Annotated in this window: 23 protein-coding genes and 5 tRNA genes; 17 read left to right on the forward strand and 11 right to left on the reverse strand. The window is 43.7% G+C overall.

The features are described 5' to 3' along the window. Nucleotides 1-20 precede the first annotated feature (20 nt). The 9 genes from tuf to queA form a co-directional block, all read right to left on the reverse strand. Nucleotides 21-1,208 (reverse strand): elongation factor Tu, encoded by a 1,188-nt coding sequence (gene tuf, locus U5J89_RS06285; RefSeq protein ID WP_322574004.1) that lies wholly within the window; start codon nt 1,206-1,208, stop codon nt 21-23. Nucleotides 1,209-1,270: 62 nt separating this feature from the next. Further along, nucleotides 1,271-1,342: transfer RNA gene (locus U5J89_RS06290), tRNA-Thr, on the reverse strand. 25 nt (nt 1,343-1,367) lie between these two features. Continuing rightward, nucleotides 1,368-1,440 (reverse strand) — tRNA-Gly (locus U5J89_RS06295). Between the two features lie 6 nt (nt 1,441-1,446). Further along, nucleotides 1,447-1,529 (reverse strand) — tRNA-Tyr (locus U5J89_RS06300). A 61-nt stretch (nt 1,530-1,590) separates the two neighbouring features. After that, nucleotides 1,591-1,662 (reverse strand) — tRNA-Thr (locus U5J89_RS06305). 150 nt (nt 1,663-1,812) lie between these two features. Further along, nucleotides 1,813-2,445 carry a DedA family protein gene (locus U5J89_RS06310; RefSeq protein ID WP_322574758.1) on the reverse strand — a complete coding sequence of 211 codons (633 nt, stop codon included), beginning with the start codon at nt 2,443-2,445 and terminating at the stop codon, nt 1,813-1,815. Then, entirely contained in the window at nt 2,445-2,921 is a 477-nt protein-coding gene (gene ispF, locus U5J89_RS06315; protein ID WP_322574759.1) for a 2-C-methyl-D-erythritol 2,4-cyclodiphosphate synthase, read from the reverse strand. Before ispF ends, U5J89_RS06310 begins: the two co-directional genes overlap by 1 nt. A 1-nt stretch (nt 2,922) precedes the next feature. Continuing rightward, nucleotides 2,923-3,612: a 2-C-methyl-D-erythritol 4-phosphate cytidylyltransferase gene (gene ispD / locus U5J89_RS06320; protein WP_322574760.1), complete on the reverse strand. Its 690-nt coding sequence runs from the start codon at nt 3,610-3,612 to the stop codon at nt 2,923-2,925. A gap of 3 nt (nt 3,613-3,615) precedes the next feature. Further along, complete coding sequence (queA, locus tag U5J89_RS06325; RefSeq protein WP_322574761.1) at nt 3,616-4,662, reverse strand: tRNA preQ1(34) S-adenosylmethionine ribosyltransferase-isomerase QueA; 1,047 nt, start codon at nt 4,660-4,662, stop codon at nt 3,616-3,618. 111 nt (nt 4,663-4,773) lie between these two features. Here queA and U5J89_RS06330 point away from each other — a divergent pair. The 11 genes from U5J89_RS06330 to U5J89_RS06380 all read left to right on the forward strand — a co-directional run bounded on the left by U5J89_RS06330 (nt 4,774) and on the right by U5J89_RS06380 (nt 16,362). Next, nucleotides 4,774-4,859 (forward strand) — tRNA-Ser (locus U5J89_RS06330). 178 nt (nt 4,860-5,037) lie between these two features. Next, complete coding sequence (locus tag U5J89_RS06335; protein WP_322574762.1) at nt 5,038-5,574, forward strand: hypothetical protein; 537 nt, start codon at nt 5,038-5,040, stop codon at nt 5,572-5,574. Between the two features lie 19 nt (nt 5,575-5,593). Beyond that, on the forward strand, nt 5,594-6,043 hold the full coding sequence (locus tag U5J89_RS06340) for a LytR C-terminal domain-containing protein (RefSeq protein ID WP_322574763.1): 450 nt from the start codon (nt 5,594-5,596) through the stop codon (nt 6,041-6,043). Nucleotides 6,044-6,053: 10 nt separating this feature from the next. Next, nucleotides 6,054-6,467: a ribosome silencing factor gene (gene rsfS / locus U5J89_RS06345; RefSeq protein ID WP_322574764.1), complete on the forward strand. Its 414-nt coding sequence runs from the start codon at nt 6,054-6,056 to the stop codon at nt 6,465-6,467. Next, nucleotides 6,457-6,885 (forward strand): hypothetical protein, encoded by a 429-nt coding sequence (locus U5J89_RS06350; protein WP_322574765.1) that lies wholly within the window; start codon nt 6,457-6,459, stop codon nt 6,883-6,885. The genes rsfS and U5J89_RS06350 overlap by 11 nt, the downstream gene beginning before the upstream one ends. A 6-nt stretch (nt 6,886-6,891) precedes the next feature. Beyond that, nucleotides 6,892-7,866: a D-glycerate dehydrogenase gene (locus U5J89_RS06355; protein ID WP_322574766.1), complete on the forward strand. Its 975-nt coding sequence runs from the start codon at nt 6,892-6,894 to the stop codon at nt 7,864-7,866. A 42-nt stretch (nt 7,867-7,908) separates the two neighbouring features. Continuing rightward, a complete protein-coding gene (locus tag U5J89_RS06360; protein ID WP_322574767.1) occupies nt 7,909-11,796 on the forward strand; it encodes an ATP-binding protein in 3,888 nt (1,295 codons plus the stop codon). Between the two features lie 96 nt (nt 11,797-11,892). Then, the gene (locus tag U5J89_RS06365) at nt 11,893-13,245 is read left to right on the forward strand and encodes an MATE family efflux transporter (RefSeq protein ID WP_322574768.1); all 1,353 of its coding nucleotides are present in this window, start codon (nt 11,893-11,895) and stop codon (nt 13,243-13,245) included. 153 nt (nt 13,246-13,398) lie between these two features. Continuing rightward, a complete protein-coding gene (locus U5J89_RS06370) occupies nt 13,399-14,508 on the forward strand; it encodes a type III polyketide synthase (protein ID WP_322574769.1) in 1,110 nt (369 codons plus the stop codon). Next, nucleotides 14,508-15,203, forward strand: a complete 696-nt coding sequence (locus U5J89_RS06375; RefSeq protein WP_322574770.1) for a class I SAM-dependent methyltransferase — start codon at nt 14,508-14,510, stop codon at nt 15,201-15,203. Before U5J89_RS06370 ends, U5J89_RS06375 begins: the two co-directional genes overlap by 1 nt. Next, nucleotides 15,196-16,362, forward strand: coding sequence for an NAD(P)/FAD-dependent oxidoreductase (locus U5J89_RS06380; RefSeq protein ID WP_322574771.1), 1,167 nt, complete (start codon nt 15,196-15,198; stop codon nt 16,360-16,362). The genes U5J89_RS06375 and U5J89_RS06380 overlap by 8 nt, the downstream gene beginning before the upstream one ends. 12 nt (nt 16,363-16,374) lie before the next feature. On the opposite strand, the gene U5J89_RS06385 is transcribed toward U5J89_RS06380, so the two are convergent. Together U5J89_RS06385 and acnA are read right to left on the reverse strand one after the other, a co-directional pair. After that, nucleotides 16,375-17,547: a histidine kinase dimerization/phosphoacceptor domain -containing protein gene (locus U5J89_RS06385; RefSeq protein WP_322574772.1), complete on the reverse strand. Its 1,173-nt coding sequence runs from the start codon at nt 17,545-17,547 to the stop codon at nt 16,375-16,377. A 176-nt stretch (nt 17,548-17,723) separates the two neighbouring features. Next, entirely contained in the window at nt 17,724-20,444 is a 2,721-nt protein-coding gene (gene acnA, locus U5J89_RS06390; RefSeq protein WP_416208503.1) for an aconitate hydratase AcnA, read from the reverse strand. A gap of 267 nt (nt 20,445-20,711) precedes the next feature. On the opposite strand from acnA, the gene rplM reads away from it, so the two are divergent. The 6 genes from rplM (at nt 20,712) to frr (ending at nt 24,931) form a co-directional block, all read left to right on the forward strand. Next, complete coding sequence (gene rplM, locus U5J89_RS06395) at nt 20,712-21,155, forward strand: 50S ribosomal protein L13 (RefSeq protein WP_322574774.1); 444 nt, start codon at nt 20,712-20,714, stop codon at nt 21,153-21,155. 6 nt (nt 21,156-21,161) lie between these two features. Further along, entirely contained in the window at nt 21,162-21,548 is a 387-nt protein-coding gene (gene rpsI / locus U5J89_RS06400; RefSeq protein ID WP_322574775.1) for a 30S ribosomal protein S9, read from the forward strand. Between the two features lie 151 nt (nt 21,549-21,699). Beyond that, nucleotides 21,700-22,548, forward strand: a complete 849-nt coding sequence (gene rpsB, locus U5J89_RS06405) for a 30S ribosomal protein S2 (RefSeq protein WP_322574776.1) — start codon at nt 21,700-21,702, stop codon at nt 22,546-22,548. A gap of 65 nt (nt 22,549-22,613) precedes the next feature. Beyond that, nucleotides 22,614-23,447, forward strand: coding sequence for a translation elongation factor Ts (tsf, locus tag U5J89_RS06410; protein ID WP_322574777.1), 834 nt, complete (start codon nt 22,614-22,616; stop codon nt 23,445-23,447). A 121-nt stretch (nt 23,448-23,568) separates the two neighbouring features. Next, nucleotides 23,569-24,294, forward strand: a complete 726-nt coding sequence (pyrH, locus tag U5J89_RS06415; RefSeq protein ID WP_322574778.1) for a UMP kinase — start codon at nt 23,569-23,571, stop codon at nt 24,292-24,294. A 67-nt stretch (nt 24,295-24,361) separates the two neighbouring features. Continuing rightward, on the forward strand, nt 24,362-24,931 hold the full coding sequence (frr, locus tag U5J89_RS06420) for a ribosome recycling factor (protein WP_322574779.1): 570 nt from the start codon (nt 24,362-24,364) through the stop codon (nt 24,929-24,931). Nucleotides 24,932-25,090: the final 159 nt, after the last annotated feature.

Raw genomic sequence — 25,090 nt, forward strand, 5'->3', positions numbered from 1 at the left:
ACGTGCAGAAACGAGACTTATTACTCAATAATTTCAGTTACAACACCGGCGCCTACCGTGCGGCCGCCCTCGCGGATCGCAAAACGCAGGCCTTCTTCCATCGCTACCGGCTGAATCAGGCTCACTTCCATCGTCACATTGTCGCCCGGCATCACCATCTCTACCCCATCGGGCAGCTCGCAGGATCCGGTCACGTCCGTGGTCCGGAAGTAGAACTGCGGGCGGTAGCCGTCAAAAAACGGGGTGTGTCGGCCGCCTTCGTCCTTGCTCAGCACGTATACCTCGCATTCGAACTTCTTGTGCGGGGTAATCGAGCCCGGCTCGCAGAGTACCATCCCGCGCTGGAGCTCTTCTTTATCCACCCCGCGCAGCAGGATCCCGGCGTTGTCGCCGGCCTGGCCCTCGTCGAGCATCCGCCGGAACATCTCAATGCCGGTGACGACCGATTCCATCGGGTCTTCGATAATACCTACAATCTCAATCTCGTCGTTCAGCTTCACCACTCCGCGCTCGATACGGCCTGTCGCCACAGTACCGCGGCCGGTAATCGAGAAGATATCCTCGACCGGCATCAAAAACGGCTTGTCGACGTCGCGCTCGGGCGTCGGAATCGTCTCGTCGACGGCGTCCATCAGATCCAGGATGTTCTGCTCGGCCTCCTCGTCGCCCTCCAGGGCTTTCAGGGCCGATCCCTGCACTACGGGAATGTTGTCCCCGTCAAACTCATAGGAGCTCAGCAGCTCGCGGACTTCCAGCTCCACCAGCTCGATCAGCTCTTCGTCGTCGACCAGGTCGGTCTTGTTCATGAAGACCACAATCTGCGGGACGCCTACCTGGCGGGCCAGCAGAATATGCTCGCGGGTCTGCGGCATCGGACCGTCGGTGGCCGCTACCACCAAAATCGCCCCGTCCATCTGGGCCGCCCCCGTCACCATATTCTTGACGTAGTCGGCGTGGCCCGGACAGTCCACGTGCGCGTAGTGGCGCGCTTCGGTTTCGTACTCGACGTGCGCCGTCGAGATCGTTATCCCCCGCTCTTTCTCCTCGGGGGCGTTGTCGATGTCGACAAACTTCTTGGCCACCCCGCCGTGGTGCTTGGCCATTACCGTCGTAATCGCCGCCGTCAGGGTCGTCTTCCCGTGGTCTACGTGACCTATCGTTCCTATGTTTACGTGTGGCTTGTTTCGCTGAAATGTCTCTTTTGCCATGAGTAAATAAATTTACAGTTAAATGTTCAGAATCATATCAATAATTGTTTCTGCACTTGCAGAGCCGTTAGTCGGAATTGAACCGACGACCCCTTCCTTACCATGGAAGTGCTCTACCCCTGAGCTATAACGGCTTGTGCTTGCTCCCGCATGGGGCTGAGCGGGCGACCGGAGTCGAACCGGCAACATTCACCTTGGAAGGGTGACACTCTACCAATTGAGTTACGCCCGCTTAGTGTGGGGGGAGAAGGATTCGAACCTTCGAAGGCTCACGCCAACAGATTTACAGTCTGCCCCAGTTGGCCACTTTGGTATCCCCCCGCGAAATCAGTATGTCAAAATTATTTCGGCCAATCCTTCAAAACACCCGACGAACCAAGTGAGCCAGCGACCGGATTCGAACCGATGACCGGCTGTTTACAAGACAGCTGCTCTACCCCTGAGCTACGCTGGCTTATCGAGTCTTTTTTCTATCTTTGGAACGACGTTCCAATGCAACAATCAGCCTTTGGCCGAAAGACTCCAAAACTAAGTACAGTTTTCATTTTTGTCAACACAAAATTGTTAATTAAATCTTTTTGTCTTAACAGCCTACATAAATCTATCAATTCGGGCTCCGCTTGTTGTAATAATAGACTATTAGCCTAATTACTATGAAAATGGCAATACCTATTAAAATTATTCTTCCATATATCGATAAGTATTTTCCAATAAGTTGCCAATTCTCGTGCACGATCCATCCAAAACAAAGCAAAATTCCATTCCACAAAAGAGAACTTACTGTTGAATAAAAGATAGTGCTACTAATCCGGGTGTGACTCAATCCCGCTGTTAATGAAATAACGGATCTGGTGCCGGCCAAAAAACGGTTTGCCAAAACGACCCCCATCCCCCATCGTTGCATCCACGACCGAACCTTGTTAATATATTTCAGTGGTATAAATCGAAGCAGCCAAAACTGCTTCTTTTTTTGTTGAATAAGCGTACCCCATCGGCTGCCAATCCAATACATGCTCATGAATCCAATAACCGAAGCTATAGTGGTAAGCAGTAAAATCGGAACCAATCCCACAACTGATTCCGCAGCTAAATATCCGCCAAAAGCTACCAACACATCACCAGGGATGGGCGGCACGATATTTTCGACATAGGCCACAAAAAAGAAAACCAAGTAAATACTTGACGGAGGAAGCGTATAAATAAATTGGACTACCTCCTGAACAAATTGCTCAGCCATTATTCACTCTCCTCTAATAAAACTACTGCTCTTGCTGAAATACCTTCGCCACGACCTTCAAACCCCAGACCCTCAGATGTTGTAGCTTTTACAGATATCTGATCAATATCCACTCTCAGATCTTTTGCAATCACTTGACGCATCTCATTTATATACGACTCCAACCTGGGTTTTTCAGCTACAACTGTGGCATCAACATTTCCAACAGAAAATCCCTTCTCCTTAATAAGTCCTAATACCTCTCGTAACAGCACCCTGCTATCAATATCTTTATAATCTTCGGAGGTATCCGGGAAATGTTTTCCCAAATCACCCAATGCACACGCGCCGAGTAAAGCATCCGTGACGGCATGCAGCAAGACATCTGCATCAGAATGACCAGAAAGGCTTTTTTCAAATGGAATTTCAACACCGCCTAAAATAAGCGGGCCACCCTCCTCAAACCGATGTACATCGTATCCATATCCGATGCGCATACTATTTATCTTTTTTGATTAATAATTCTGCAAGCTCCAAATCCAACGGATAGGTGATCTTAAAGTTCGATCGATCTCCCTTTACCATTTTCACCTTTTCCTCCAGCCGTTCTACCAAAGAGGCATCATCCGTCCCAACAAAATTATCTTTAATTGCCTGCTCGTACGCCCGAATAAGCAGATCTTTTTGAAAGACCTGCGGCGTTTGCGTCTGCCATAAAAATTTTCGCGATGGTGTTTCTTTAATTTCCTGCTGATCATCTACCCGCTTGATTGTATCCTTGGCAGGTACTCCCAAAACCGCCCCGCCATATTTTTCGGCCGTATCACAACATTGCTGAACATGTTGTAGTTTTACAAAAGGACGAACGGCATCATGAACGATTACAAGGTCCGTCACAGATACATCTTGCAAAGCGTTATATATAGATTCCTGACGCGTCCTGCCACCTACCAAACAATGACCTTTTATCTGAGGCGGAAGCACCTCTTCAAGGATATCCTCAGTTTTTTCCAAAAAAGATTCTGAAGTAGCAACCAAAACCTGTTGCAATCCATCGAGTGGTAAAAAACGACGAATTGTTTGCTCTAAAATAGTACGATTTCCTAACTGCAAAAAAGGTTTGGGCGTATCTTTATTCATACGACTGCCCGCTCCCGCAGCCGGTATTATAAGAGCTTTTGTAGTCACAGCTTAGAGTATCAGCATTGAGTCGCCGAAAGCGAAGAAACGATAATCATTTTCCTGCGCTTCCTCATAGGCTTCCATCAGAAAATCATATCCGGCAAATGCAGCTCCCAACATTAACATTGTAGACTCAGGACGATGAAAGTTGGTAATAACTCCTTCAGTTATTTTAAAATCGTAAGGTGGAAAGATAAATTTATCCGTCCACCCTGTTCCCGGTTTTGAAATACCGCTTGCAGTAATACTTGTTTCAATGGTTCGCACCGAAGTGGTACCACACCCTACAACTTTGCGGTCGGGATCTGCCAGTGCTTCATTAATTTTAGCCGACGTTTCTTCGGAAATATAATAATTTTCAGAATCGGTGCGATGTTTCGTCAAATCCTCCACTTCACATGGACGGAATGTCCCCCACCCGATGTGCATCGTGATGGGCAGCATCTCAACACCTTTATCTTCTAATTTCTCAACCAGTTCTTCAGTAAAATGCATGGCTGCAAAAGGTGCCGCAACTGAGCCGCGCTCCTTGGCAAAAATAGTTTGATATTGCTCCTTGTCTTCTTCTCTCGCTTCGCGCTCGATATATGGAGGCAGCGGCATCTCACCGATGTTATCCAAAATGTGATACAGCTCTTCATTTGATCCCTCAAAAAGAAAGCGGATTGTACGACCGCGGGATGTTGTGTTATCAATCACCTCGGCCATCAGATTGGGGCCGAAGTACAATTTATTTCCAATACGGATTTTCCGCGCAGGTTCAACCAACACATCCCAAAGCATATTTTCAGGTACCAGTTCCCGAAGCAAAAACACTTCAATATCAGCATCCGTTTTCTCTTTCTTTCCTTTTAGCCGCGCGGGAAAAACCTTAGTGTTGTTATATATTAATACATCTCCCTCGTCCAGGTATTTGTGAATATCTGCAAATGTTTCATGCTTGATGGATTGATCTTCTCGATTCAGAACCATCAGCTTTGCAGCGTCTCGTGGCTGTACAGGTTCGTCAGGAACATTAAAATCTTCTGTCTCAAATTTAAAATCGGTAAGTTTCATTATCGAACTATGGGCTTTTATTTGTTTTGCTTAACCGGTATTTTAGTCAGATTCAAAGCGTTCCAAATATACTCTATTTTATTCCGTAGGACAAACGGCAATATTTAACATGGAGGTGTGCCAGAGCGGTCGAATGGGGCGGTCTCGAAAACCGTTGAACCTTTTTGGTTCCGGGGGTTCGAATCCCTCCACCTCCGCATTGACCTACCTTAATCATACTTAAATAAGACTTGTTCTTGGTTCTCCCTGCGATCTATAAAATTTGTCAACGATCACACTCAGCTCTTTATCTTAGATAAAGACTTTATTATACTTTCTTAAGAAGCTAATCGTTATATTAGCTGTGAAGAGATTAAAAAATCTGGTAATTGTCTTATGATGAAAAAAACAGGGATTATATCAACGATAAGTTTAGTCGTTTTATTTTTAGTTGGGCTTAGTTCTGTATCTCATGCACAATTAAGATCAGAAGTTAGCAATAGTTCTGAGCTGATGGGACCAATCATCAAACAAAATGATCCCAGCCAAGGTGCAGATCTTGGCAACCTGTTTAATATGCGGATGGACCACTCCTACTCGATGATGTTCGGAAGTGTTGGCGGACAGTTTCAAAACATGAATGCCTATACCAACACCATGCATTTCTTCTTCTCAGAGGATCTAACCGGGCGGGTAGACCTGTCGCTGTTACATTCACCCTTTGGTAACAGCATGATGTCCCCCAACTCCAACAACGGCATGGATACCCAGTTTTTAATCCGTAACGCTGAACTTAATTACCAGATTAGTGATCGCAGCAATATTCGCATTCAATTCCAGCAATTGCCCAGCTATGGATATGGAATGAATCCATGGTCTTCGGGAATGCGTCATAATCCTTTCAGATCACCATTCCATGATCGCAACTTTTGAGTTTCGGATTTAATAATTAATGACATCAAAGAATAGCGAAACGAATTCTTTTGCTTTAAACGCAACCATCGGCTTTCTAAGCCTTTTGCTGGCAATTCTTATCTTTGGATTATTTACGCGCATTATCTACCCGCGAATTGAAAATCAGCGAGCTACAAATAATCCCGAATTAATCGGAGATATTATACAGCTGGAAGTCTTAAACGGTTGTGGCGTTCCAGGCCTTGCCAATGATTTTACATCCGCTTTGCGAAAAAACGGTTTTGATGTGGTAGAAACCGGAAACTTTAAAAATTTCGACATGCAAAATACGGTCGTTATTGCTCGTACCTTTAGTACCGATAATGCCAAGCGCGTAGCTGATGCACTTGGCATTGCAGAAGAACATGTCTTTATAGAAGCATCAGAAGACTTTTATCTGGATGCCACTGTGGTAATCGGTTCAGATTACAAATCACTCAAGTTATAACAAATATTATATGACCAATACATCCCCCAAAACTAATCAACAGTTTAGCAGTTCCAATGACCAGAAAACGGTTGATTCTGACAAACTCATCGAAGTCATTGGCGAAGCCCTCCTTGACCGCAAGGCTGAAGATATAACCGTGCTTGACGTTCATGAATTGACCACGCTGGCAGATAAATTTGTTATTTGTCATGCCAACACGGATGTGCAAATTAAAGCCATCGCCGATAACGTCAATAAAGAAACCAAGGAGCAGCTAAATGAAAAAGCGTGGAAAGAAGAAGGGCGTGAAACCCGCCGGTGGGTTATTCTTGATTACGTAAATGTCGTCGTTCATATCTTTAAAAAAGAGCTGCGGGAATATTATGCTCTTGAACAAATGTGGAATGATGCTCCCGTCCAAAAAATAGAAGATGATCAGTAGCGTGCGATTACTTCTTTATACTGTAATATTTTTTGTTTTGATCATTGGCTGTGCTTCATCATCACAAAAAGGTGATACTGTGGAATCCTATGAAAATTTAGTAACCATCCAAGAACCCGACGATGAACCGCATCAGCAATCAAAAGTGTATATCGATTCTGTTAAAAAGATAACGGATAACGATAAGCCGGTACTGATGGTCAGCGGAACTTTTCCGGATGCCTGCACAAAACTTGAACAGGTTACCCATCGCACTTCCGGCGACTCCCTGTATTTAGATATTAAAGCGTGGCGCAATCCCGAGATGATGTGCTCTCAAGTGCTCACTCCTTTCTCATATATCTACAGTAACATCACTGAAAAAGAATTAAGCACTCACGAAAAAGCAATTGTTAACGGCAGCTCATATAGTTTGTAAGGTTTTATGTCCAAACGCATCCTTATTACAGAGCCCATTATTCCATCCGTAATTAATAAACTTGAAAAACGGTATCAGGTAGATATAGGAGAGCGAGGCATCTATAATAATGAGCAGGCGCTTATTGATGATATCCCTGCCTATGATGCATTACTGCCAATGCTCTCTAACCCAATAACAGAAAAAGTTATTGCCGCGGGAGCAAATCTTAAAATTATTGCTAATCACGCGGTGGGCTATAACAATATCGATCTTGAAGCGGCCCGAAAACACGACGTAGCCGTGGCAAATACTCCGGACGTACTTACCGATTCCTGTGCAGAATTTACGATCGGACTTATGCTCGCCGTATCGCGCCGCCTGGTTGAAGCGCAGAAATATCTTCTGGACGGAAAATTTGACAACTGGGAACCGCTCGGTTTTCTGGGAAAAGAACTAAACGGCAGTACGCTTGGCATTATCGGGATGGGACGTATCGGCACGGGCGTGGCTCGCAGGGCCAAAGCTCTGGGAATGGATATCATTTATCACAATCGAAGCAAAGTAAATCCTGATCTCGAGCAAGAACTCGACGCTAAATATTGCTCAACTGTTCAAGAGCTGGTTTCGCAATCGGATATTATAACCCTCCATTGTCCTCTGACTGATGAAACGCATCACCTGATAAATGAAGAAATACTCTCTTTAATGTCGGATGACACGATTTTAATTAATACCTCGCGCGGACCTGTGGTCGATGAAGAGGCCCTTGCTCATGCTCTGCATAATGGATCTATCGGCGGTGCCGGTCTGGATGTCTTTGAAAATGAACCGGAACTACATCCCAAACTTAAAACAGCACCCAACTGTATTCGAACTCCCCATATTGCCAGTGCCAGCTTTCAAACCCGCGAAGCCATTGGCATGCTTGCTGCCGATGCCATCATTGGAATATTAGAAGGACGACCAGCTTCAGAAATTCCTAACTTGATTCAGCCTTAATTTCGGTTCATATTTCGTATTAAGGAACCGATTGCTGTGGCTATGATTAACTTCTCCTCAAAAAAACAACTATATCACTGGCTGGGCTGGTCATTACTGGCTTTACTGGTGACCGGATTACTCCTCGAAGGATGGCGCTATGGCGTAAAACCATCAGCCACAACTAACAAAGAAGTCGTGGAGAGCAGCCTTGACAGAGCCACCGATTATTTTCTGGAAGAACAGAAAAAACTGTTATCCGACTCACAAAATTTGGCGAACACCCTTCAAGCACCGCTGTTGCAAAACAGATCCGACCAATATCTTTACAATACTTTGAATCAAATTCCCGATCTTTGGAGTGCTGCATTATATCATGAGAATAAACCTATCATCTGGAGGGGATTTGCCCTACAAAATACCACCCAAGTTCAAAATCGCGATCCATCTGCACCTGCTCTCATCCTAAAGAGACACAACAATGTAATTTACTGGGAGTGCCATATTCCATTCAGTATTCAAGACAGTTCGGGTACCACCAAATACAATCTATTTACCACCTATCGTATCCGACAAAATAATCCTCTTTCTATTGGAGGAGATAGCGAGTTCAGCCTGTTTAACTCTGATAATTTCTCAACGTCGTACCCTCTTAATTTTAGCATTTTTAGTGATCCCCCGGCCCAAGTCGTCCAAAGCGAGACCTTAACAAATTTGCAAGACGATTCTGTTGGCGTGGTTTACGCCACCGCTGATGAATTTGAGCAAACCCGAACAGAGTGGGAAGAAAATAATACCTTTTGGCGATCAATCTTTGCTGTTCTCAGCTTTGTACTTATAATTTCCATTCTCTTCATTGCTGCCGAAAATCTTTTATGGTGGAAGGCCCTCTTGACACAACTCCTGTTTGTTATCGTTGGATGGGCAATCTCATCGCATTCCAGTATACTATCCTACTGGATACTTTCGATTACCTCATCGGATAGTACGGAGTGGGTTAACATGGTTACCAACCTAAGTACTGCTTTCACCAATGCTGCTTTTGCCCTTATTGCCTCTTGGGTAATCACACGAAAGCTGCAGGAATACAAGCACGAGCTCAAAGCCGATTGGTATTTAACCGTCATAAGTTTAGCCGGTATTTTTGGAGTTGTTAATGCGTTGGGCATTCTCAGCTTTTTTAAAATGCTTTTCCAGGCAACAAATGGTGCAGGAGTGGCTCTTCTCGACCTACGCATTTTCCCCGAACCCGGAACTATCATTTTGTACCTGGTACTTGGAATGGCAACCTTGGCTGCCGGTATTTTACTCGTAGTTTTAAATCGTATGCTATTTCGATTTTCCCGGGAGCATCTCAAGCTCACTTCATCCGTTTTATCTACGAGTTTTATTTTAAGCCTATTTGCTGCCCAACTGTTTATTCCGGAACGCCTTATTTTCAACTCGATGTTCTACAGCAGCATTTTGGGATTTATCATTGTGCTGACTATTGCTATTTCCTATGAAAAAGAGCTTTCTCAGCTTACCAGAAAATCCCGCATGAGAAAAGTTATTATCGGATCCTTTTTAATTGCTATTGTCTGTTTACCGGCAATATATCAGGCGGCACTTAATAATACCGATGATAAACTATGGCAGCGCGCATCAAGCTATGCCCAGGAGGAAGATCAATTTGCAGAACGTCTTACACGTAATTTACTTATCAGGCTTGAAGAAAGTTTTAGAGGAATTACTTCCGAAGATCTACAAGAAAACAGATCTAACCTGCAAACCCGATTTACCCAAACAATACAGGATTATATTTCTCCCAGAGGTAACACCTATTCGTTAAATCTTCAGCTTGTAAATTCATCAGGAGAACTGATCAGCGATTATGCTACCGACCTTAACTCTCCCAATTGGGTGAATATGTATAACATATCAACGCTGCAGATTGTTACCGAAATTGAACAGATTACCAAGTCCACGATTCGGCCGGTGGTTCAATTACCACAACTCGTTAATCAGCAAAAGTATCGCACCTTTTATCGTGGCTGGATTCCCATTTTTGGAATTTCGGATCAAGAACCTATTGCCTGGATTCTCTGCTCAGTGTATCAGGAACGTCCGGAATACAATAAGCCCATCCGAACCGTTATGTCCAGGCTTAGCTTTGAGGATTTAAACACCCCTTACCTCTTGCAAAAATTTCAAAACGGAAAACTTATAAATTCCGTACAGCAGGGTTTTACCAACTATTTCCCTAAATATCGCACCTTAGAACAGAATCAACTTAACGCTTTACAAAGTGATACCCTCATCTATGTAACCAACGAAACAGACACCTTTTCGTACCGCACGTTATTTTGGAACGAATCTAAGGACAACGTCATCAAAGCAAGTACTACCCTGCCCGGATTCAGGATCATCCTTTTTTCATTCTTTCGTTTCAGCTTTTTCCTGTTGTTGATAAGCGGCGTTGTCCTACTAATAAAACAGACAATGCCAAAATTCACCTTCCGGTTTCTTGGCTCCAATGTGCGTTTCCAGGATCGGCTGATCGATAGTTTTCTGCTTGCAACGCTAATCTTTCTGGGATTCCTAATTGCCTCATCCCATTACGCTATAAAACAGCAAAACCGCGATATCGTACGGCAAGAGCTGGTCGACAAGCTCGAACGGTTATCCAACACTATCGAATCGAATCAAATTATTCGGCAAAAAAGTCAGCTCGGTTCTTCTTTTTCGCTGGATTCTCTTACCACTCCCCTTGATGTTGATGCCAGCTTTTATACCGGACGAACCGTTACGGAAACGACCACTCCGCAGATCTACCAACAGCATCTGCTGCCCGCAGCCTTGCCTTATGATATTTATCACCAGTTAAACAATCGGAATCGCCAAGACGCTTATTCCAATGTTCAACTAGCCGGACAGAATCTACTCATCGGATATCGGTCCATTTTAAATAACCAAAACGAACCGATAGCCACCATTGCCATCCCTACGTTTTTGGAATCTCCGAAATACGACCAGCAGCTGCTTGAAACTATCAGTTATCTCATTCTCGTTTACCTCTTTGTATTTGGATTATTTATCCTCGGATCAACCTTTATCTCAAAGCAACTCACACGTCCATTAGTACACATTCAACGCGGGCTAAACAAAATCTCAGGCGGTAATCTCGATACCACCATTCCCGTCACCAGCGATGATGAGATCGGAAATCTTGCCGAAGCTTACAACAATATGGTATCGCGACTTAAAAAGCTGCAAAAGGAGCTCGCCGCCGCCGAACGCGAAGCCGCCTGGAAAGAGATGGCCCAGCAGGTAGCCCATGAGATCAAAAACCCGCTCACACCGATGAAATTGAACGTTCAGCATTTGGAACGACAACTAAAAAGTGACCATCAAAATCCCGAAGAGTTAAAGAAAAAAGTACAACAGATTACAGCCAATCTGATTGAACAGATTCAATCACTTAATCATATCGCTTCTGATTTTTCAAAGTTCTCCCAACCGCTCACCGAAGATTTTAAAGAAGTTGATCTAAAAACTATTTTAAATTCGGTTGCCAAGCTCTACGAACATGATGAAAAAGTCAGTATTCATCTCGAAACTCCACAGCATCCGGTGCATATTCAAGGCATAAAAGATGAGCTAAAGCGGGTTATCATCAACCTGGTAAAAAACGCCTACGAAGCGATGCCCGATGAAGGCGGAAAAATTGTGCTTCGACTATACCATCACCATAAGCAAAATGTATTTATTGAGGTAGAAGACAACGGCAGCGGCATCGCCGAAGAAGACCGTCCCAATATTTTTGTTCCGAACTTCTCGACTAAATCCAGTGGCACCGGCCTGGGGCTGGCGATTTGTAAAAAAATTATCGAAGCACACGAAGGCAGCATTAGCTTTGCATCTGTCGAAGGAGAAGGCACTACTTTTGTGATTAAGTTGCCTCAAAACTAACACCCAAGCTTAGCTTACTTTTCCCTCACATTTTTTGTACCATACGCGATTCGCTGAAATCGAAAATTTCTCTTTCCTGAAGCAGTATATTCTTTAATGCTCGCTTATTTAAAATCCGAAAAATATAACCTGCGCAAAGAGGCCGGTATTACACTCAAGATCGGTCTACCGGTCATTATCGCTCAACTGCTGCAAATGTCGATGAACTTTGTGGATACAGTAATGGCAGGCAACCTTTCGGCCCAAGATCTCGCAGCCGTTGCCGTGGGCGGGGCGGTCTTTATGCCCTTTATGATGCTGGCGGCCGGCACGCTTATGGCGCTTACTCCCATCGTGGCTCAGCATATCGGGGGACGTAATTTCGATGAAATTGGTGTCAATGTCCGGCAGGGATTGTGGCTCTGCCTGATGCTCGCCATCCCCATCTTTTTCCTAATCCGCAATCTCGAGTTTGTCATGCACTTTCTTGATGTAACGCCAGAGATTATCCCCCTCTCACAAGGCTATCTCGATGCCATTTCGTGGGGCGTTTTTGGGGTCTGTGGATATATGGCGCTCCGCTTTTTCAACGAAGGGATGTCGGCTACTCGTCCGGCTATGTATTTCGCTCTTATCGGTGTTTTTGTCAACGTGGGAGCAAATTACGTACTTATGTACGGTCACCTCGGCTTCCCCGAACTGGGCGCAGTCGGCTGCGGTTACGCTTCCTCCATCGTGGGGTATGTCATGTTTCTGGGGATGCTTCTTTTCACGATGAACCATAAGCCGTACGACCGATTCCAAATATTTTCAACCTGGCGGCTGCCGGAATGGAAATACCTAAAAGAGCTCCTACAGGTGGGTATCCCCATCGGTCTCAGCTCTACCATGGAAGTGACCATGTTTGCTTTAGTGAGTTTATTGATGGGATCACTCAGTGCTGTGGCCGTTGCCGGTCATCAAGTTGCCATTAACTTTTCGGCAATGACCTTTATGGTTCCTTTCGGACTTTCAACGGCCATCACCACCCGAGTTGGAAACGCCATTGGAAAGGGATCTATAGCCGAAGCTCGAAAACGCGGGTACCTGGGTATTACCATGGCTACCTTTTTTATGAGCATCACTGCCATAATTATGTACCTCTTTCCAGAACTCATTACCAGCATGTATACGCAAGATGCTGAAGTTCAGCAAGTAGCGGTAAGCCTGCTATATATGGCTGCCATTTTTCAAATTTCGGATGGACTGCAAGTCAGTGGTTATGGCGCTCTTCGCGGACTCAAAGACACCACTGTACCAATGGTCGTTAATTTTATCGCCTACTGGATGGTGGGCCTTCCCTTCGGCTACTACCTGGGAATTATTCGCAATGTTGGACCACAGGGTCTTTGGATGGGACTTATTGCCGGGCTAACGATTGCGGCAATATTACACAATATCCGGTTCTACTTGCTTACAAAAAATGATTGATGGCATGGTATATTGATTATTTCATATTGCGTATTATAAAACAAAGTAATACGAACTACGCGACCTGAATTTATAAAATTAGGAATTCGGAATTTTTACCACAAAATTAGGGTATTATAAAGTACATACTCTAACCCTTTAATTTAGCGGTAGATGGCTAGTTACATCCAAAATATTTCCACGATGGTTCCCGAACGGTCGTATGATCAGAACTTTCTGCGCGAACGCATGAAAGAATACATTAGCGACAAAGAAGTTACGCAGCGCATTATCCATCGTATTTACTCCAAGTCTGGAATTAACAAGCGCCATACCGTTATTCCCGATTTTAATGCCAACGGCGATCCGCGATTTTTCTTTCAGGAGGATGGCACCTTAAACGTACCCTCTACCGGAGACCGCAACGAACTTTACACTCAGAAAGCAAAAGAACTTTTTGTAGAAACGGCTCGGCAAACCATCGCTGACAATCCGTTCGTAGATCGCGATGACATTACACACGTTATCACTGTCTCCTGCACCGGCTTTTTTGCTCCGGAACCCGGATTCGAAATCATCCAAAAACTGGGATTATCAACATCTACTCAACGGTTTCATCTTGGTTTTATGGGATGTTTTGCCGCCTTTCCCGCTATGAAAATGGCCAAAGCTTTTTGTGAGTCCCAACCTGATGCAAACGTACTTATCGTTTGTCTTGAACTTTGTACTATACACCTGCAACCCTCAGAAGTTACTGACAACTTGATTTCAGCATCCGTTTTTGCTGATGGTGCGGCAGGAGCAATCATCAACAGCAACAAATCCCAGGAAAATAACAGCTTTGAACTTTCTCAGTTTGCTACATCTATCGCCCAGGACAGTGAAAAAGATATGGCATGGACGATCGGCGATACCGGCTTTGATATGGTATTATCTACTTATGTGCCGGATATTATCAAATCCAACCTGGCGCAATCCATTCAACCATTGCTCGAAGATTATCAACTTACAGCTAATGATATTCATCATTGGGCACTTCATCCCGGCGGACGTGCGATCCTGGATAAAGTTCAGCAAAGCTTCAACCTTGTTGACGACCAACTATTGCCATCTCGAAACGTACTGGCCAACTACGGAAATATGAGCAGCGCTACCATCCTGTTTGTACTGAAAGATTTGTTAAATCGGCCAGCTTCCAAAAAACAAGAGGCTGTTCTGGCGATGGCCTTTGGCCCGGGCTTAACCATTGAAAGCGGATTACTCCAGAAAATACAGGGTAGCTGATGCCTCTGTTTCTATCTCACCGAGATACCGAAAGTAAAGAGCGCATGGATGATCCCCATTGTGATGCTGACAAGCTGTATAATACCTATCAGCAGTTCAGCCAGATCAATGCATTAATATCGCGTTGGCGGCATATATATAAGCAGTTTATCCGTCCGCACCTTAACCAGCATTCGCAATTTTCGTTTTTGGATATCGGCTTTGGCGGCGGTGATATCCCCATAAAGTTAGCCGCGTGGTTGCAAGAAGATGGAATTAACTTCAAAATTACAGCCATCGATCCCGATCCCCGGGCAATGGAATTTGCACAAACACTTGATATGTCCTCGAACATCGAATTCTTGCAGTGTGAACTCTCAGAATTAAACCCCGAAACACAACAATTCGACTTTGTTCTGTCCAACCATTTGGTTCATCACTTAGATGAGCAAGAACTTATATCCATACTGCAACAGGCAAAAAAGTTATGTTCAAAATCGGTTCTCTTTAATGATCTGCGAAGAAACGACTGGGCCTATCTTTTGTTCAATATCTTCTCTCGACCCTTTTTCCGGAATTCTTTCATCACCGAAGATGGACTAATCTCCATCAAACGAAGCTATACTAAAAACGAATTAGCAGCGATTATCCCGCAGGATTGGAATGTGCAAAACCTCTTTCCTTTTCGCCTAATGATAACTTGTGAAGATGAATAGCTTATCTGAAACATATCAGGTCATCATTATTGGAGGCGGGCCGGTGGGATTATACCTGGGCTTATGTCTTGAACAGGCCGATATTTCGTATATTATTCTTGAAAAACGATCAGCTCCGCGTCCGGGATCACGATCGCTGGGTATCCATCCCGTATCGCTTGAGCTATTTAAGGAATTAGATATTGTCAGCAATTTTATCCGCGATGGAATCAAGATCCAACAGGGTCATGCATTCGTAAATACGAAAAAAATCGGTTCGCTGTCGTTTAAAAGCTGTCCAAAACCGTACAACTTTATTTTAGCTCTTCCCCAACACCAAACCGAGACGTTGCTCGAACAAGCTTTGACCAAACGAAATCCCAATGCGCTGCTCCGCAATGCTGAAGTCAATACAATCACAGAGCATAGCCAACATGTTGAGGTTAACTTTGAGCAAAACGGTAAAATGCATACCGTCCGGGCCAAATATCTGGTGGGGTGTGACGGTAAAAATAGTTTGGTTCGCAGGCAGTCGAATATTGCATTCAAGGGGCAACAATATCCCGACACCTATATTATGGGCGATTTCACTGAAAACACTCATTTTGGTTCTGATGCGGCTATCTTTCTTTGTGATGAAGGACTTATTGAATCTTTTCCTTTGCCCAATAACCACCGTCGATGGGTAGTTAAAACAGATAATTATATTGATGATGTTTCGAAAGATCAGCTGATATCGGACGTTTTCAATAGAATTGGCCACTCGCTGAGCGATGCTCAACATACTATGCTTAGCAGCTTCGGTGTACAAAAACTGATTGCTTATCCCATGGTCAAAAACCGCACTATTTTAGTCGGAGATGCTGCACATATCGTAAGTCCCATAGGCGGCCAGGGAATGAATTTGGGTTGGCTTGATGCACGGGATCTGGCAGATGCATTACTTCAGGTGTTGGGCAATACCTTTCAGAAACATACAATCCTGAATCAGTATCAAAAACGAAGAGAACATGCCGCCAAAAATGCTATCCAAAGAGCAGAAATGAATATGAAATTGGGAAGAAAAATCACAACTCCATTTTTTCGAAAACAATTAGTCTCCCTAATGCTAACTCCTCCAATCTCTCAACTTATGGCGAATATTTTTACAATGCGCGGAATTGAGCGGTGGCCAGTTTAAGCTATTCTGACTTTATTTATCAAAACGAATCAAAAAGGTAGTTCCATCTCCTCGTTGGATATTAATATCAGCATCAAGCCTGCGAATGAGCACATCAATAAGCCATCCGCCAACGGAGCCCGATTCCGTGATCGAAAAATCCTCTTCAATACCGGCCCCGTTATCAGAAACCTTAAACTCAATGATTTTATCATCTAACTCATTGACTTCAATAATAATCCTGGGATCCTCAATATCTTCATCAAAAGCATGCTTATAGCAATTTACCAGTAATTCATTGAGAAGTAACCCACAGCTCATGGCCCGGTCGGTATCCAAAGATACATCATCGGCTTTTACTTGTATTTTAACATCTCGTGAAGCATGGGAAAGAATCTCAGAAATTTTGCCGGATAACCGTTCAACATATAACTTCAGCTTAATCTCACTACCGGGCTTATTGTTATACAGAAAATCATGCACTTCTGTCATCGATTTGATGCGAGTCATCGTTTTCTGTAAAGCTTCTTTGGCCGCTTCATCTTCAATATCAGCAAGCTCCAGTTCAATGAGAGCAGTTATTGTTGATAAATTATTCTTTAACCGATGATGCACCTCTGTCAGCAGCAAATCTCGCTCTTCGAGCTTACTTTGGACGTCCTGTAGTTCCCTACTCCGTTCAATCGCCAGTGCCACATGATCTGCCAGCGCTTCAAAAACAGGTATATTCCGATCAGTAAAATCACCATCGCGCCTGTTAATAGCCTGTAATACTCCAATCACTTTGTTATGGCTGTTCCGAAGGGGCACGCAGATGATATTTTCGCTGGTGAAGTCTTCAGATATATCACCGGCAAATAGTTCGCTTTCAGTTACATTATTAGAATAGAATGGCTTCCCATTTTTAACCACCCAGCTGCCAATTCCCTTATCCTTTTCAATTCTTTTGCCTTTAACCTCCTTTCTAACCGGACCCGTGGGCATACTCACAATTAACTCACCGGTATCTTCATCCAAAAGCATCAAGGAGCTGGCTTCTGTATTCATCACATTTTGCACAACTTCAACACTCTCTCGCAAAATATTTCTCAGCTTAACAGCCTTATTAACACTGCTAATATTTTTTAGCAGAATTTGAAGACTACTGCTTGTTTTTTCATTATACGAAATTTTTCCAGCTATCTTATCTCTATTAAGTGATGACATTTTTTCCTCAGTAAACCCGATTAACCTTAATTTTCGCTCTCTTAACCTTCTCTATTTATTATTTTTTTGAATTTATTAAAAATAATTACAAAAAATACAATCAAATGCCAATAAAAAAAGCCCGAACTCTAAACGAATCCGGGCTTTAATATTTTGCAATCCAAAATTAGCAGATACTAATTTTTCTGTTCTTGTTCAGCTCGATAGTACTCTCGCAGAACGTAATGTAATATTCCGCCATTGCGATAATAGTCTACCTCAACAGGGGTATCTATACGACAAATCGTTTCAAAAGAAACTATTTCCCCGTTTTCTTTTTTGGCTTCAACGTTCACCATCTGTTGTGCTTTTAGCTCGTCATCCAAATGGATATCAAATTCTTCCGAACCATCCAGTCCAAGGGTATCCGCTGATTCTCCTTCTTTGAACTGCAGCGGAAGTACCCCCATTCCAACAAGGTTAGAACGGTGAATCCGTTCGTACGAGGTGGCAATTACTGCCTCAACGCCCAGCAAAATAGTACCTTTGGCGGCCCAGTCTCGTGATGAGCCTGTACCGTACTGATCTCCAGCCAGTGCAACCAGCGGCGTATCGTCTTCCTTATACCGCATAGCCGCATCGTAGATAGTCGTGATCTCATCTTCGGGGAAGTATTTGGTATATCCGCCCTCTTTACCCGGAGCCAGCTGATTTTTAAATCGCACGTTTGCAAACGTACCGCGAGTCATCACGCGATCGTTACCCCGACGCGATCCATAAGAGTTGAAATCTTTCGGCTCAACACCGTGCTCAATTAGGTACTTACCAGCAGGACTATCTTTAGGAATATTTCCTGCCGGTGAAATGTGATCGGTAGTGATAGAATCACCCACTTTTACCAATGCACGCGCACCGTTAATTGATGTAATGGGATCGGGATCTTCGCCCATATCCATGAAGAATGGCGGCTCCTGAATGTACGTTGATTCATCTTTCCATTCATAAAGCTCTCCTCCGCCAACTGGAATTTCATCCCACTCCTCGGATTTAAAAATATCACCATACTGCTTTTCAAAAAGCTCGGGACGAATAGCATTATCGAGATGCTCGGCAATCTCTTCGGATGTTGGCCATATATCTTTGAGATATACATCATTGCCATCCTTGTCTTTGCCAAGCGGTTCATTTTCGAGATCAATATCTACAGTACCCGCCAATGCATAAGCTACCACCAACGGCGGCGAAGCCAAATAATTAGCTTTCACATAGGGATGGATTCGTCCTTCAAAGTTTCGGTTACCCGAAAGTACGCCTGCTACAATCAGGTCTCCTTCTTTCACCGCATTTTCAACCGCTTGGGGCAATGGTCCTGAGTTGCCGATACAGGTTGTACATCCATAGCCCACCAGGTTAAATCCAAGTCGATCCATATAATCCGTAAGTCCGGCTTCATCAAGATAATCGGTAACTACACGAGAACCGGGCGCCAAGGAAGTCTTAACATAAGGAGGAACTTCCAAGCCTTTTTCGAACGCTTTCTTCGCTACAATTCCAGCTCCCAACATTACACTTGGGTTCGATGTATTTGTGCAGGATGTAATGGCAGCAATTACCACATCACCATGCTCCATCTCAATCTCCTCTCCATTTTTAAACGTGCCTTTATTCGCCAGCTTCTCCTGCGCCAAGTTGAATCCCATAGTAGGATCATCACTAGTCAGACTGCTCTCAAACGTTTTTTTCATATTGGGCAACGCAATGCGGTCGTGCGGAAGCTTGGGACCGGCCAGCGAGGTTTCCACATCACCGAGATCAAGCTCCAGTGTATCCGTAAATTCGGGATCGGTCATATCATCAGTATGATATAATCCCTGCTCTTTCATATATCGCTCAACCATTTCTACATGCTCCGGATCGCGACCAGTGCGACGCATATAGCGCATAGCCTCATCATCCATCGGGAAGAATCCCATTGTTGCACCGTATTCCGGAGACATATTGGCAATGGTCGCACGATCGGGCAGACTCATATGGCTCAGACCATCACCATAAAACTCTACAAATTTACCAACTACGCCGTGCTTTCGAAGCATCTGCGTTACTGTAAGCGTCAAGTCGGTTGCCGTAATGCCTTCGCGCAATTTTCCGGTCAACTTCATCCCCACTACTTCGGGCACGAGCATATATATAGGTTGTCCCAACATGGCAGCTTCCGCTTCGATACCGCCAACGCCCCAGCCCAAAATACCCAGACCGTTAATCATGGTCGTATGAGAATCAGTCCCCACAAGCGTATCGGGATATACCACGGTGGTGCCATCTTCCTCTTCCCGACTAAATGCTCCTTTGGCCAGGTATTCAAGGTTCACCTGGTGGACAATACCACGCCCCGGAGGAACTACTCTAAAATTATCAAAGGATCGTTGCCCCCATTTCAGGAATTCATATCGCTCGCGGTTACGCTCAAACTCTTTCTCCACGTTGTGCATAAAGGCAAACTCTTGACCAAACTCATCAACCTGTACCGAGTGGTCAATCACCAAGTCTACCGGCACCTGCGGGTTAATAGAAGTTGGATTCCCGCCCATGCGCTCCATCGCTGAACGCAATGCCGCCAAATCAACAATAGCAGGAACGCCCGTAAAATCCTGCAGTACAACCCGTGAAGGCTTAAACGGAATTTCGCCCTGAGGATTTTTTGCATTGTAATTGGCCAATACTTCAACGTCATCATCGGAAACAACATAGCCATCGTGTTCTCTGAGTACCGATTCCAGCAAAACACGAATTGTAAATGGCAAGTTGCTAATATTATCGTATCCAAGCTCTTCCAGTTTTTTCAAACTATACAGGTGCGCTTGGCCAGCTCCTGTATCGAATGGGATTTTGGTCTGTAAAAATTTATTCTCTTTACTCATGGCATCTCGATTGTCCTTTTTCAACTTTGTTTGGCCTATTTTAAGGAGGCCTTTCTATAGCTGAAAGGTACAATTAATTTTTAAGAATATCTTATCTTAAACTCCAGTTTTTTCTATTACAACATATAAATTAAGACACCGATATGACCGAAATTTCAGTCTCAAATAGTGCTTAGAAAATATTCATAACTTCACCGTTGCAAATGGATATAAATAAGCCTATTTTTCGAGACTTCACATAAAAGCAATTATAAACAAGTTTTAACCGTGGATACTAACAGTTACAAGACCTACTCCCCTAAACCGAGTGATATCGAAAAGAATTGGGTTCTTGTTGATGCCGAAGATAAGGCGCTCGGAAGAGTTGCTTCCAAAGTAGCAAGTCTACTTAGAGGCAAGCATAAGCCTAACTTCGCTCCTCATATGGACACCGGTGACAACGTTGTTGTAATCAATGCCAGCAAAGTTAAACTGAGCGGCAAGAAACTACAACAGAAAGAATATTTCAGTTATTCCGGATATCCCGGCAGCGAACGTTTCACTTCGGCAGAAGAGATGCTGGACCACAATCCCGAACTGGTTATTAAAAAAGCTGTAAAAGGAATGTTGCCAAAGAACAAGATGGGCGACAAGCTTATGACCAATATTCGGATTTATGCCGGTCCGGTTCATGAACAAGAAGCACAACAACCAGAAAAAATCGAGCTTTAATCACGAATGGAACAGAAAAATTTCATCGGAAGAAGAAAAACTTCTACTGCGCGACTCTATATTCAATCTGGATCAGGTGAGTTTGTTGTAAACAAACGACCTCTGGATGAATACTTTTGCACTCAGGCACATCGCAATATAGCCAAGCTTCCGCTTGACGTTACCGAATCTGACGGACAGTTTGATATCTTGGTAAATGTAAGCGGCGGTGGCATCACCGGACAATCCGGCGCTATCCAACACGCTTTGGCTCGTGCTCTTGATGATCACAACGAAGAGTGGCACGATGTTTTGAAAGCACATGATCTGCTTACACGCGACGATCGTATGGTAGAACGCAAGAAATACGGTCAACCTGGTGCTCGTAAGAAGTTCCAGTTCTCCAAGCGTTAATAGATCGCGCTTACACGTTTTCTTTTTCCACACGTTACAAAATTCAATCACACATATGCAGCTACTCAGTGCGCCGAGTGTTCCAACAACTGTTGGGATTAGCGCCGGGGATGATCTGCATAGAGGATTAACTCAAAAATAAATCTAACCTATGCCTACTACACCTGACTTAGAAGAACTATTGAAATCCGGTGCCCATTTTGGTCACCTTACCCGCCGATGGAATCCCAAAATGAAGGAATTTATCTTCATGGAACGCAACGGGATTCACATCATTGATCTCAAAAAAACACAGAAATTTTTCCAGGAAGCACTGGATGAAGTTACCAAACTTGCCCGGGCCGGAAAAAATGTCCTTTTTGTCGGTACCAAAAAGCAAGCTCAAGACATTGTTAGAACAGAAGCCATCCGATGTGGGATGCCTTTTGTTACTCACCGTTGGTTAGGAGGAATGATGACCAACTTCAGTACTGTCAAAAAGAGCATCTCTCGTATGGAAGAAATCGATCGTATGAGTAAAGACGGTACCTTTGACGAGCTTACAAAGAAAGAGGCTCTCATGCTGGAGCGTGAGTATGATAAGCTTGAAAACACCTTGGGCGGTATTGCCAATATGGGACATCTTCCCGGCGCAATCTTTGTTGTTGATACCATTAAAGAGGACATCGCCGTAAATGAAGCGGTTAAACTAAATATCCCCCTTATTGCAATGGTTGATACCAACAGTGATCCCGATATTCCGGATTACATTATTCCCTGCAATGATGATTCTGCTCGCAGCATTCAGCTTGTCACTTCTAAAATTGCCGATGCTATTATTGAAGGTAACGCCGAGCGTGAAGCCCAAAGTGAGGAGCAAATAATGGATCAGGCTACAGAAGAAGCGCGTAAAGCTGAAGAGCAACAGGTAAAAGAAAAAACCAAAGCTACAGGTAAACGCCGTAAACGTCGCAAGAAGAAAGATTCCAGTGACGACGATTCTTCGAACGAAGAAGAGTGATAAACGGCTGTACTGTACTATTCTCTTAAACTTAGAACAACAATTTAAATAGCGTAACTCGAACAATGAGTATTTCTGCAAAAGACGTAAAAGAACTACGCGAACAGACTGGAGCAGGCATGATGGACTGCAAAAAGGCCCTCCAAGAAGCTGACGGCGATTTTGAAAAAGCAACTGAAATCCTTCGCAAAAAGGGACAACAACTTTCTGAAAAGCGATCTGATCGTGAAGCCAATCAAGGTTTGATTGTTACGCGCGTAAGCGATGACGGAAGTAAAGCCGCAGCACTCGAAATTAATTGCGAAACAGATTTCGTTGCTCGTAACGATGATTTCCAAAATCGCACTCAACAATTTTTAGACATCGTATTTGAAAACCAAATCGAATCGGTTGATGAGCTTCTTGAAACCGATTATGAAGGACTTTCTATTGCCGATCACGTAAAAGACATGGTTGGTAAAATCGGTGAAAAAATTAAGATTAACCGCGTTTTATATGCTGAAACAGACGGTTCCTTTATCTCTTATATTCATCCCGGAAATCAACTTGGTGTATTGGTTGAGTTCGAAGATGAGGTAGAAGATCCGGAAATTGGCAAAGATGTAGCCATGCAGATTGCGGCAATGAATCCGTTGGCCGTAACACGAGAAGGCGTTGATAGCTCAATCGTTGAAAAAGAACTCGAAATTGCCAAAGACCAACTTCTTGAAGAAGGAAAATCTGAAGAAATTGCTGAAAAGGCTTCACAAGGTAAATTACGACGCTTTTATGAAGAACGCGTTCTCCTGGAACAAAAGTTTGTGAAGGATAACAGTCTCTCTGTTGAGGAGTATCTCAAAAACAATGATACTCCGCTGGTTAAGTCGTTCCATCGACTCCAGCTCGGCGATGACTCGTAATCATTTTGATTCGCAAAAAGGCTACCGATTCGGTAGCCTTTTTTTTATGCTTAAGGGATTATAATATTGATAAGATCGTATTTAAAAGACAGTCAACTCAATAATTAACAAGGGTAAAAAAGTGAAGAGCAAATATCATCGGATTTTATTAAAAGTAAGCGGAGAAGCACTTTTAGGTGAACAGGGACACGGCATTGACGGAGATATTCTTACCCAGTACTCTGAGGAAATCAAGTCTATTCATGACGAAGGATTCGAGGTCTCTGTCGTCGTAGGAGGAGGAAATATCTTTAGAGGTGTCAAGGGCGCTACAGAAGGTATGGATCGCGTACAAGGCGATTATATGGGCATGCTTGCTACCATGATTAATAGTATGGCTCTGCAGGATTCTATGGAACGAATGGGGGTACAAACGCGCCTGATGTCGGCCATCAGGATGGAAGAAATCGCCGAGCCCTATATTCGCCGTCGTGCCACCCGACACCTCGAAAAAGGACGGGTTGTGATTTTTGGTGCCGGTACCGGAAATCCCTATTTCACGACTGATACGGCTGCTTCACTTCGCGCAATCGAAATTGAAGCTGATATTATTCTCAAAGGAACTCGTGTTGACGGTATTTTTGATTCTGATCCGGAACTTAATCCCGATGCTGAAAAATTTCCCACTATTACCGGCGAAGAAGTGCTTAGTCGGCAGCTGGATATTATGGATTTAACAGCATTTACTCTATGTCGCGAAAATAAAACGCCTATCATCGTTTTTGATATGAACAAAGTTGGAAACCTGAAAAAAGTCTTACAGGAAGATACATCAGTCGGAACAAAGGTGGTTTGGGAAGATTCGTAGATTTCTTAAATTCATTTTGATTAAACAATAGCATCATCAAAAAAGAATTAAACAACACGCGAATATTATGATACCACCAGAGTTAGAGCCCATTATTAAATCTGCTGATAAAAAAATGAATCAGGCTGTCGCACACTATAAAAAAGAACTATCTCATATTCGCGCCGGTAAAGCTCAACCTTCGATTCTTGATGGTGTAAAGGTTGATTATTATGGATCGCAAACACCGTTAAACCAGTTGGCAAACGTCAGTGCTCCCGAAGCTCGTCTCCTTACCGTAGAACCGTTTGATAAATCTGCCATGGAAGATATCGAAAAGGCCATTATGGCTGCCGGGTTGGGATTAAATCCAAATAATGATGGAAATATTATTCGGATACCGTTACCAATACTTTCTGAAGAACGACGTAAAGAACTTGTGAAGCGTGTAAATGAACTTGCTGAAGAAGCACGCATTTCAATCCGTAATACTCGTCGTGATGCCAACGATGAGGTCAAAAAGAAAGTACAGAAAGAATCACTTCCTGAAGATTCTCTCTATGAGGCCGAAGATGAAATTCAAAAATTAACCGATCAGCATACCGACAAGGTGGAAGACCTTTCTGAGAAGAAGGAAAAAGAAATCATGACCGTCTGATCTAAGTTGCAGGATACAGGTTGCATGTTTAAAGTTTCCTTATGTGGCATAGACCTCAATTTTTGATAGCCAAATAGATTTAAGAACCTTCCTTAGGAAATTAATTTTTAATTTAGCTGTATCCTTTTTTAGTACTAATTGAATTTTGATGTTATTAAT

Source organism: Fodinibius sp., from assembly GCF_034521915.1.
GTDB lineage: Bacteria > Bacteroidota > Rhodothermia > Balneolales > Balneolaceae > Fodinibius.

What these genes read in the sequence shown, in the direction of transcription:
- tuf (WP_322574004.1), bottom strand. Translation starts at nt 1,208, where the DNA reads ATGGCAAAAGAGACATTTCAGCGAAACAAGCCACACGTAAACATAGGA.
- U5J89_RS06310 (WP_322574758.1), bottom strand. Translation starts at nt 2,445, where the DNA reads ATGGCTGAGCAATTTGTTCAGGAGGTAGTCCAATTTATTTATACGCTT.
- ispF (WP_322574759.1), bottom strand. Translation starts at nt 2,921, where the DNA reads ATGCGCATCGGATATGGATACGATGTACATCGGTTTGAGGAGGGTGGC.
- queA (WP_322574761.1), bottom strand. Translation starts at nt 4,662, where the DNA reads ATGAAACTTACCGATTTTAAATTTGAGACAGAAGATTTTAATGTTCCT.
- U5J89_RS06335 (WP_322574762.1), top strand. Translation starts at nt 5,038, where the DNA reads ATGATGAAAAAAACAGGGATTATATCAACGATAAGTTTAGTCGTTTTA.
- U5J89_RS06340 (WP_322574763.1), top strand. Translation starts at nt 5,594, where the DNA reads ATGACATCAAAGAATAGCGAAACGAATTCTTTTGCTTTAAACGCAACC.
- rsfS (WP_322574764.1), top strand. Translation starts at nt 6,054, where the DNA reads ATGACCAATACATCCCCCAAAACTAATCAACAGTTTAGCAGTTCCAAT.
- U5J89_RS06350 (WP_322574765.1), top strand. Translation starts at nt 6,457, where the DNA reads ATGATCAGTAGCGTGCGATTACTTCTTTATACTGTAATATTTTTTGTT.
- U5J89_RS06355 (WP_322574766.1), top strand. Translation starts at nt 6,892, where the DNA reads ATGTCCAAACGCATCCTTATTACAGAGCCCATTATTCCATCCGTAATT.
- U5J89_RS06360 (WP_322574767.1), top strand. Translation starts at nt 7,909, where the DNA reads ATGATTAACTTCTCCTCAAAAAAACAACTATATCACTGGCTGGGCTGG.
- U5J89_RS06365 (WP_322574768.1), top strand. Translation starts at nt 11,893, where the DNA reads ATGCTCGCTTATTTAAAATCCGAAAAATATAACCTGCGCAAAGAGGCC.
- U5J89_RS06370 (WP_322574769.1), top strand. Translation starts at nt 13,399, where the DNA reads ATGGCTAGTTACATCCAAAATATTTCCACGATGGTTCCCGAACGGTCG.
- U5J89_RS06375 (WP_322574770.1), top strand. Translation starts at nt 14,508, where the DNA reads ATGCCTCTGTTTCTATCTCACCGAGATACCGAAAGTAAAGAGCGCATG.
- U5J89_RS06380 (WP_322574771.1), top strand. Translation starts at nt 15,196, where the DNA reads ATGAATAGCTTATCTGAAACATATCAGGTCATCATTATTGGAGGCGGG.
- U5J89_RS06385 (WP_322574772.1), bottom strand. Translation starts at nt 17,547, where the DNA reads ATGTCATCACTTAATAGAGATAAGATAGCTGGAAAAATTTCGTATAAT.
- acnA (WP_416208503.1), bottom strand. Translation starts at nt 20,444, where the DNA reads ATGAGTAAAGAGAATAAATTTTTACAGACCAAAATCCCATTCGATACA.
- rpsI (WP_322574775.1), top strand. Translation starts at nt 21,162, where the DNA reads ATGGAACAGAAAAATTTCATCGGAAGAAGAAAAACTTCTACTGCGCGA.
- rpsB (WP_322574776.1), top strand. Translation starts at nt 21,700, where the DNA reads ATGCCTACTACACCTGACTTAGAAGAACTATTGAAATCCGGTGCCCAT.
- tsf (WP_322574777.1), top strand. Translation starts at nt 22,614, where the DNA reads ATGAGTATTTCTGCAAAAGACGTAAAAGAACTACGCGAACAGACTGGA.
- frr (WP_322574779.1), top strand. Translation starts at nt 24,362, where the DNA reads ATGATACCACCAGAGTTAGAGCCCATTATTAAATCTGCTGATAAAAAA.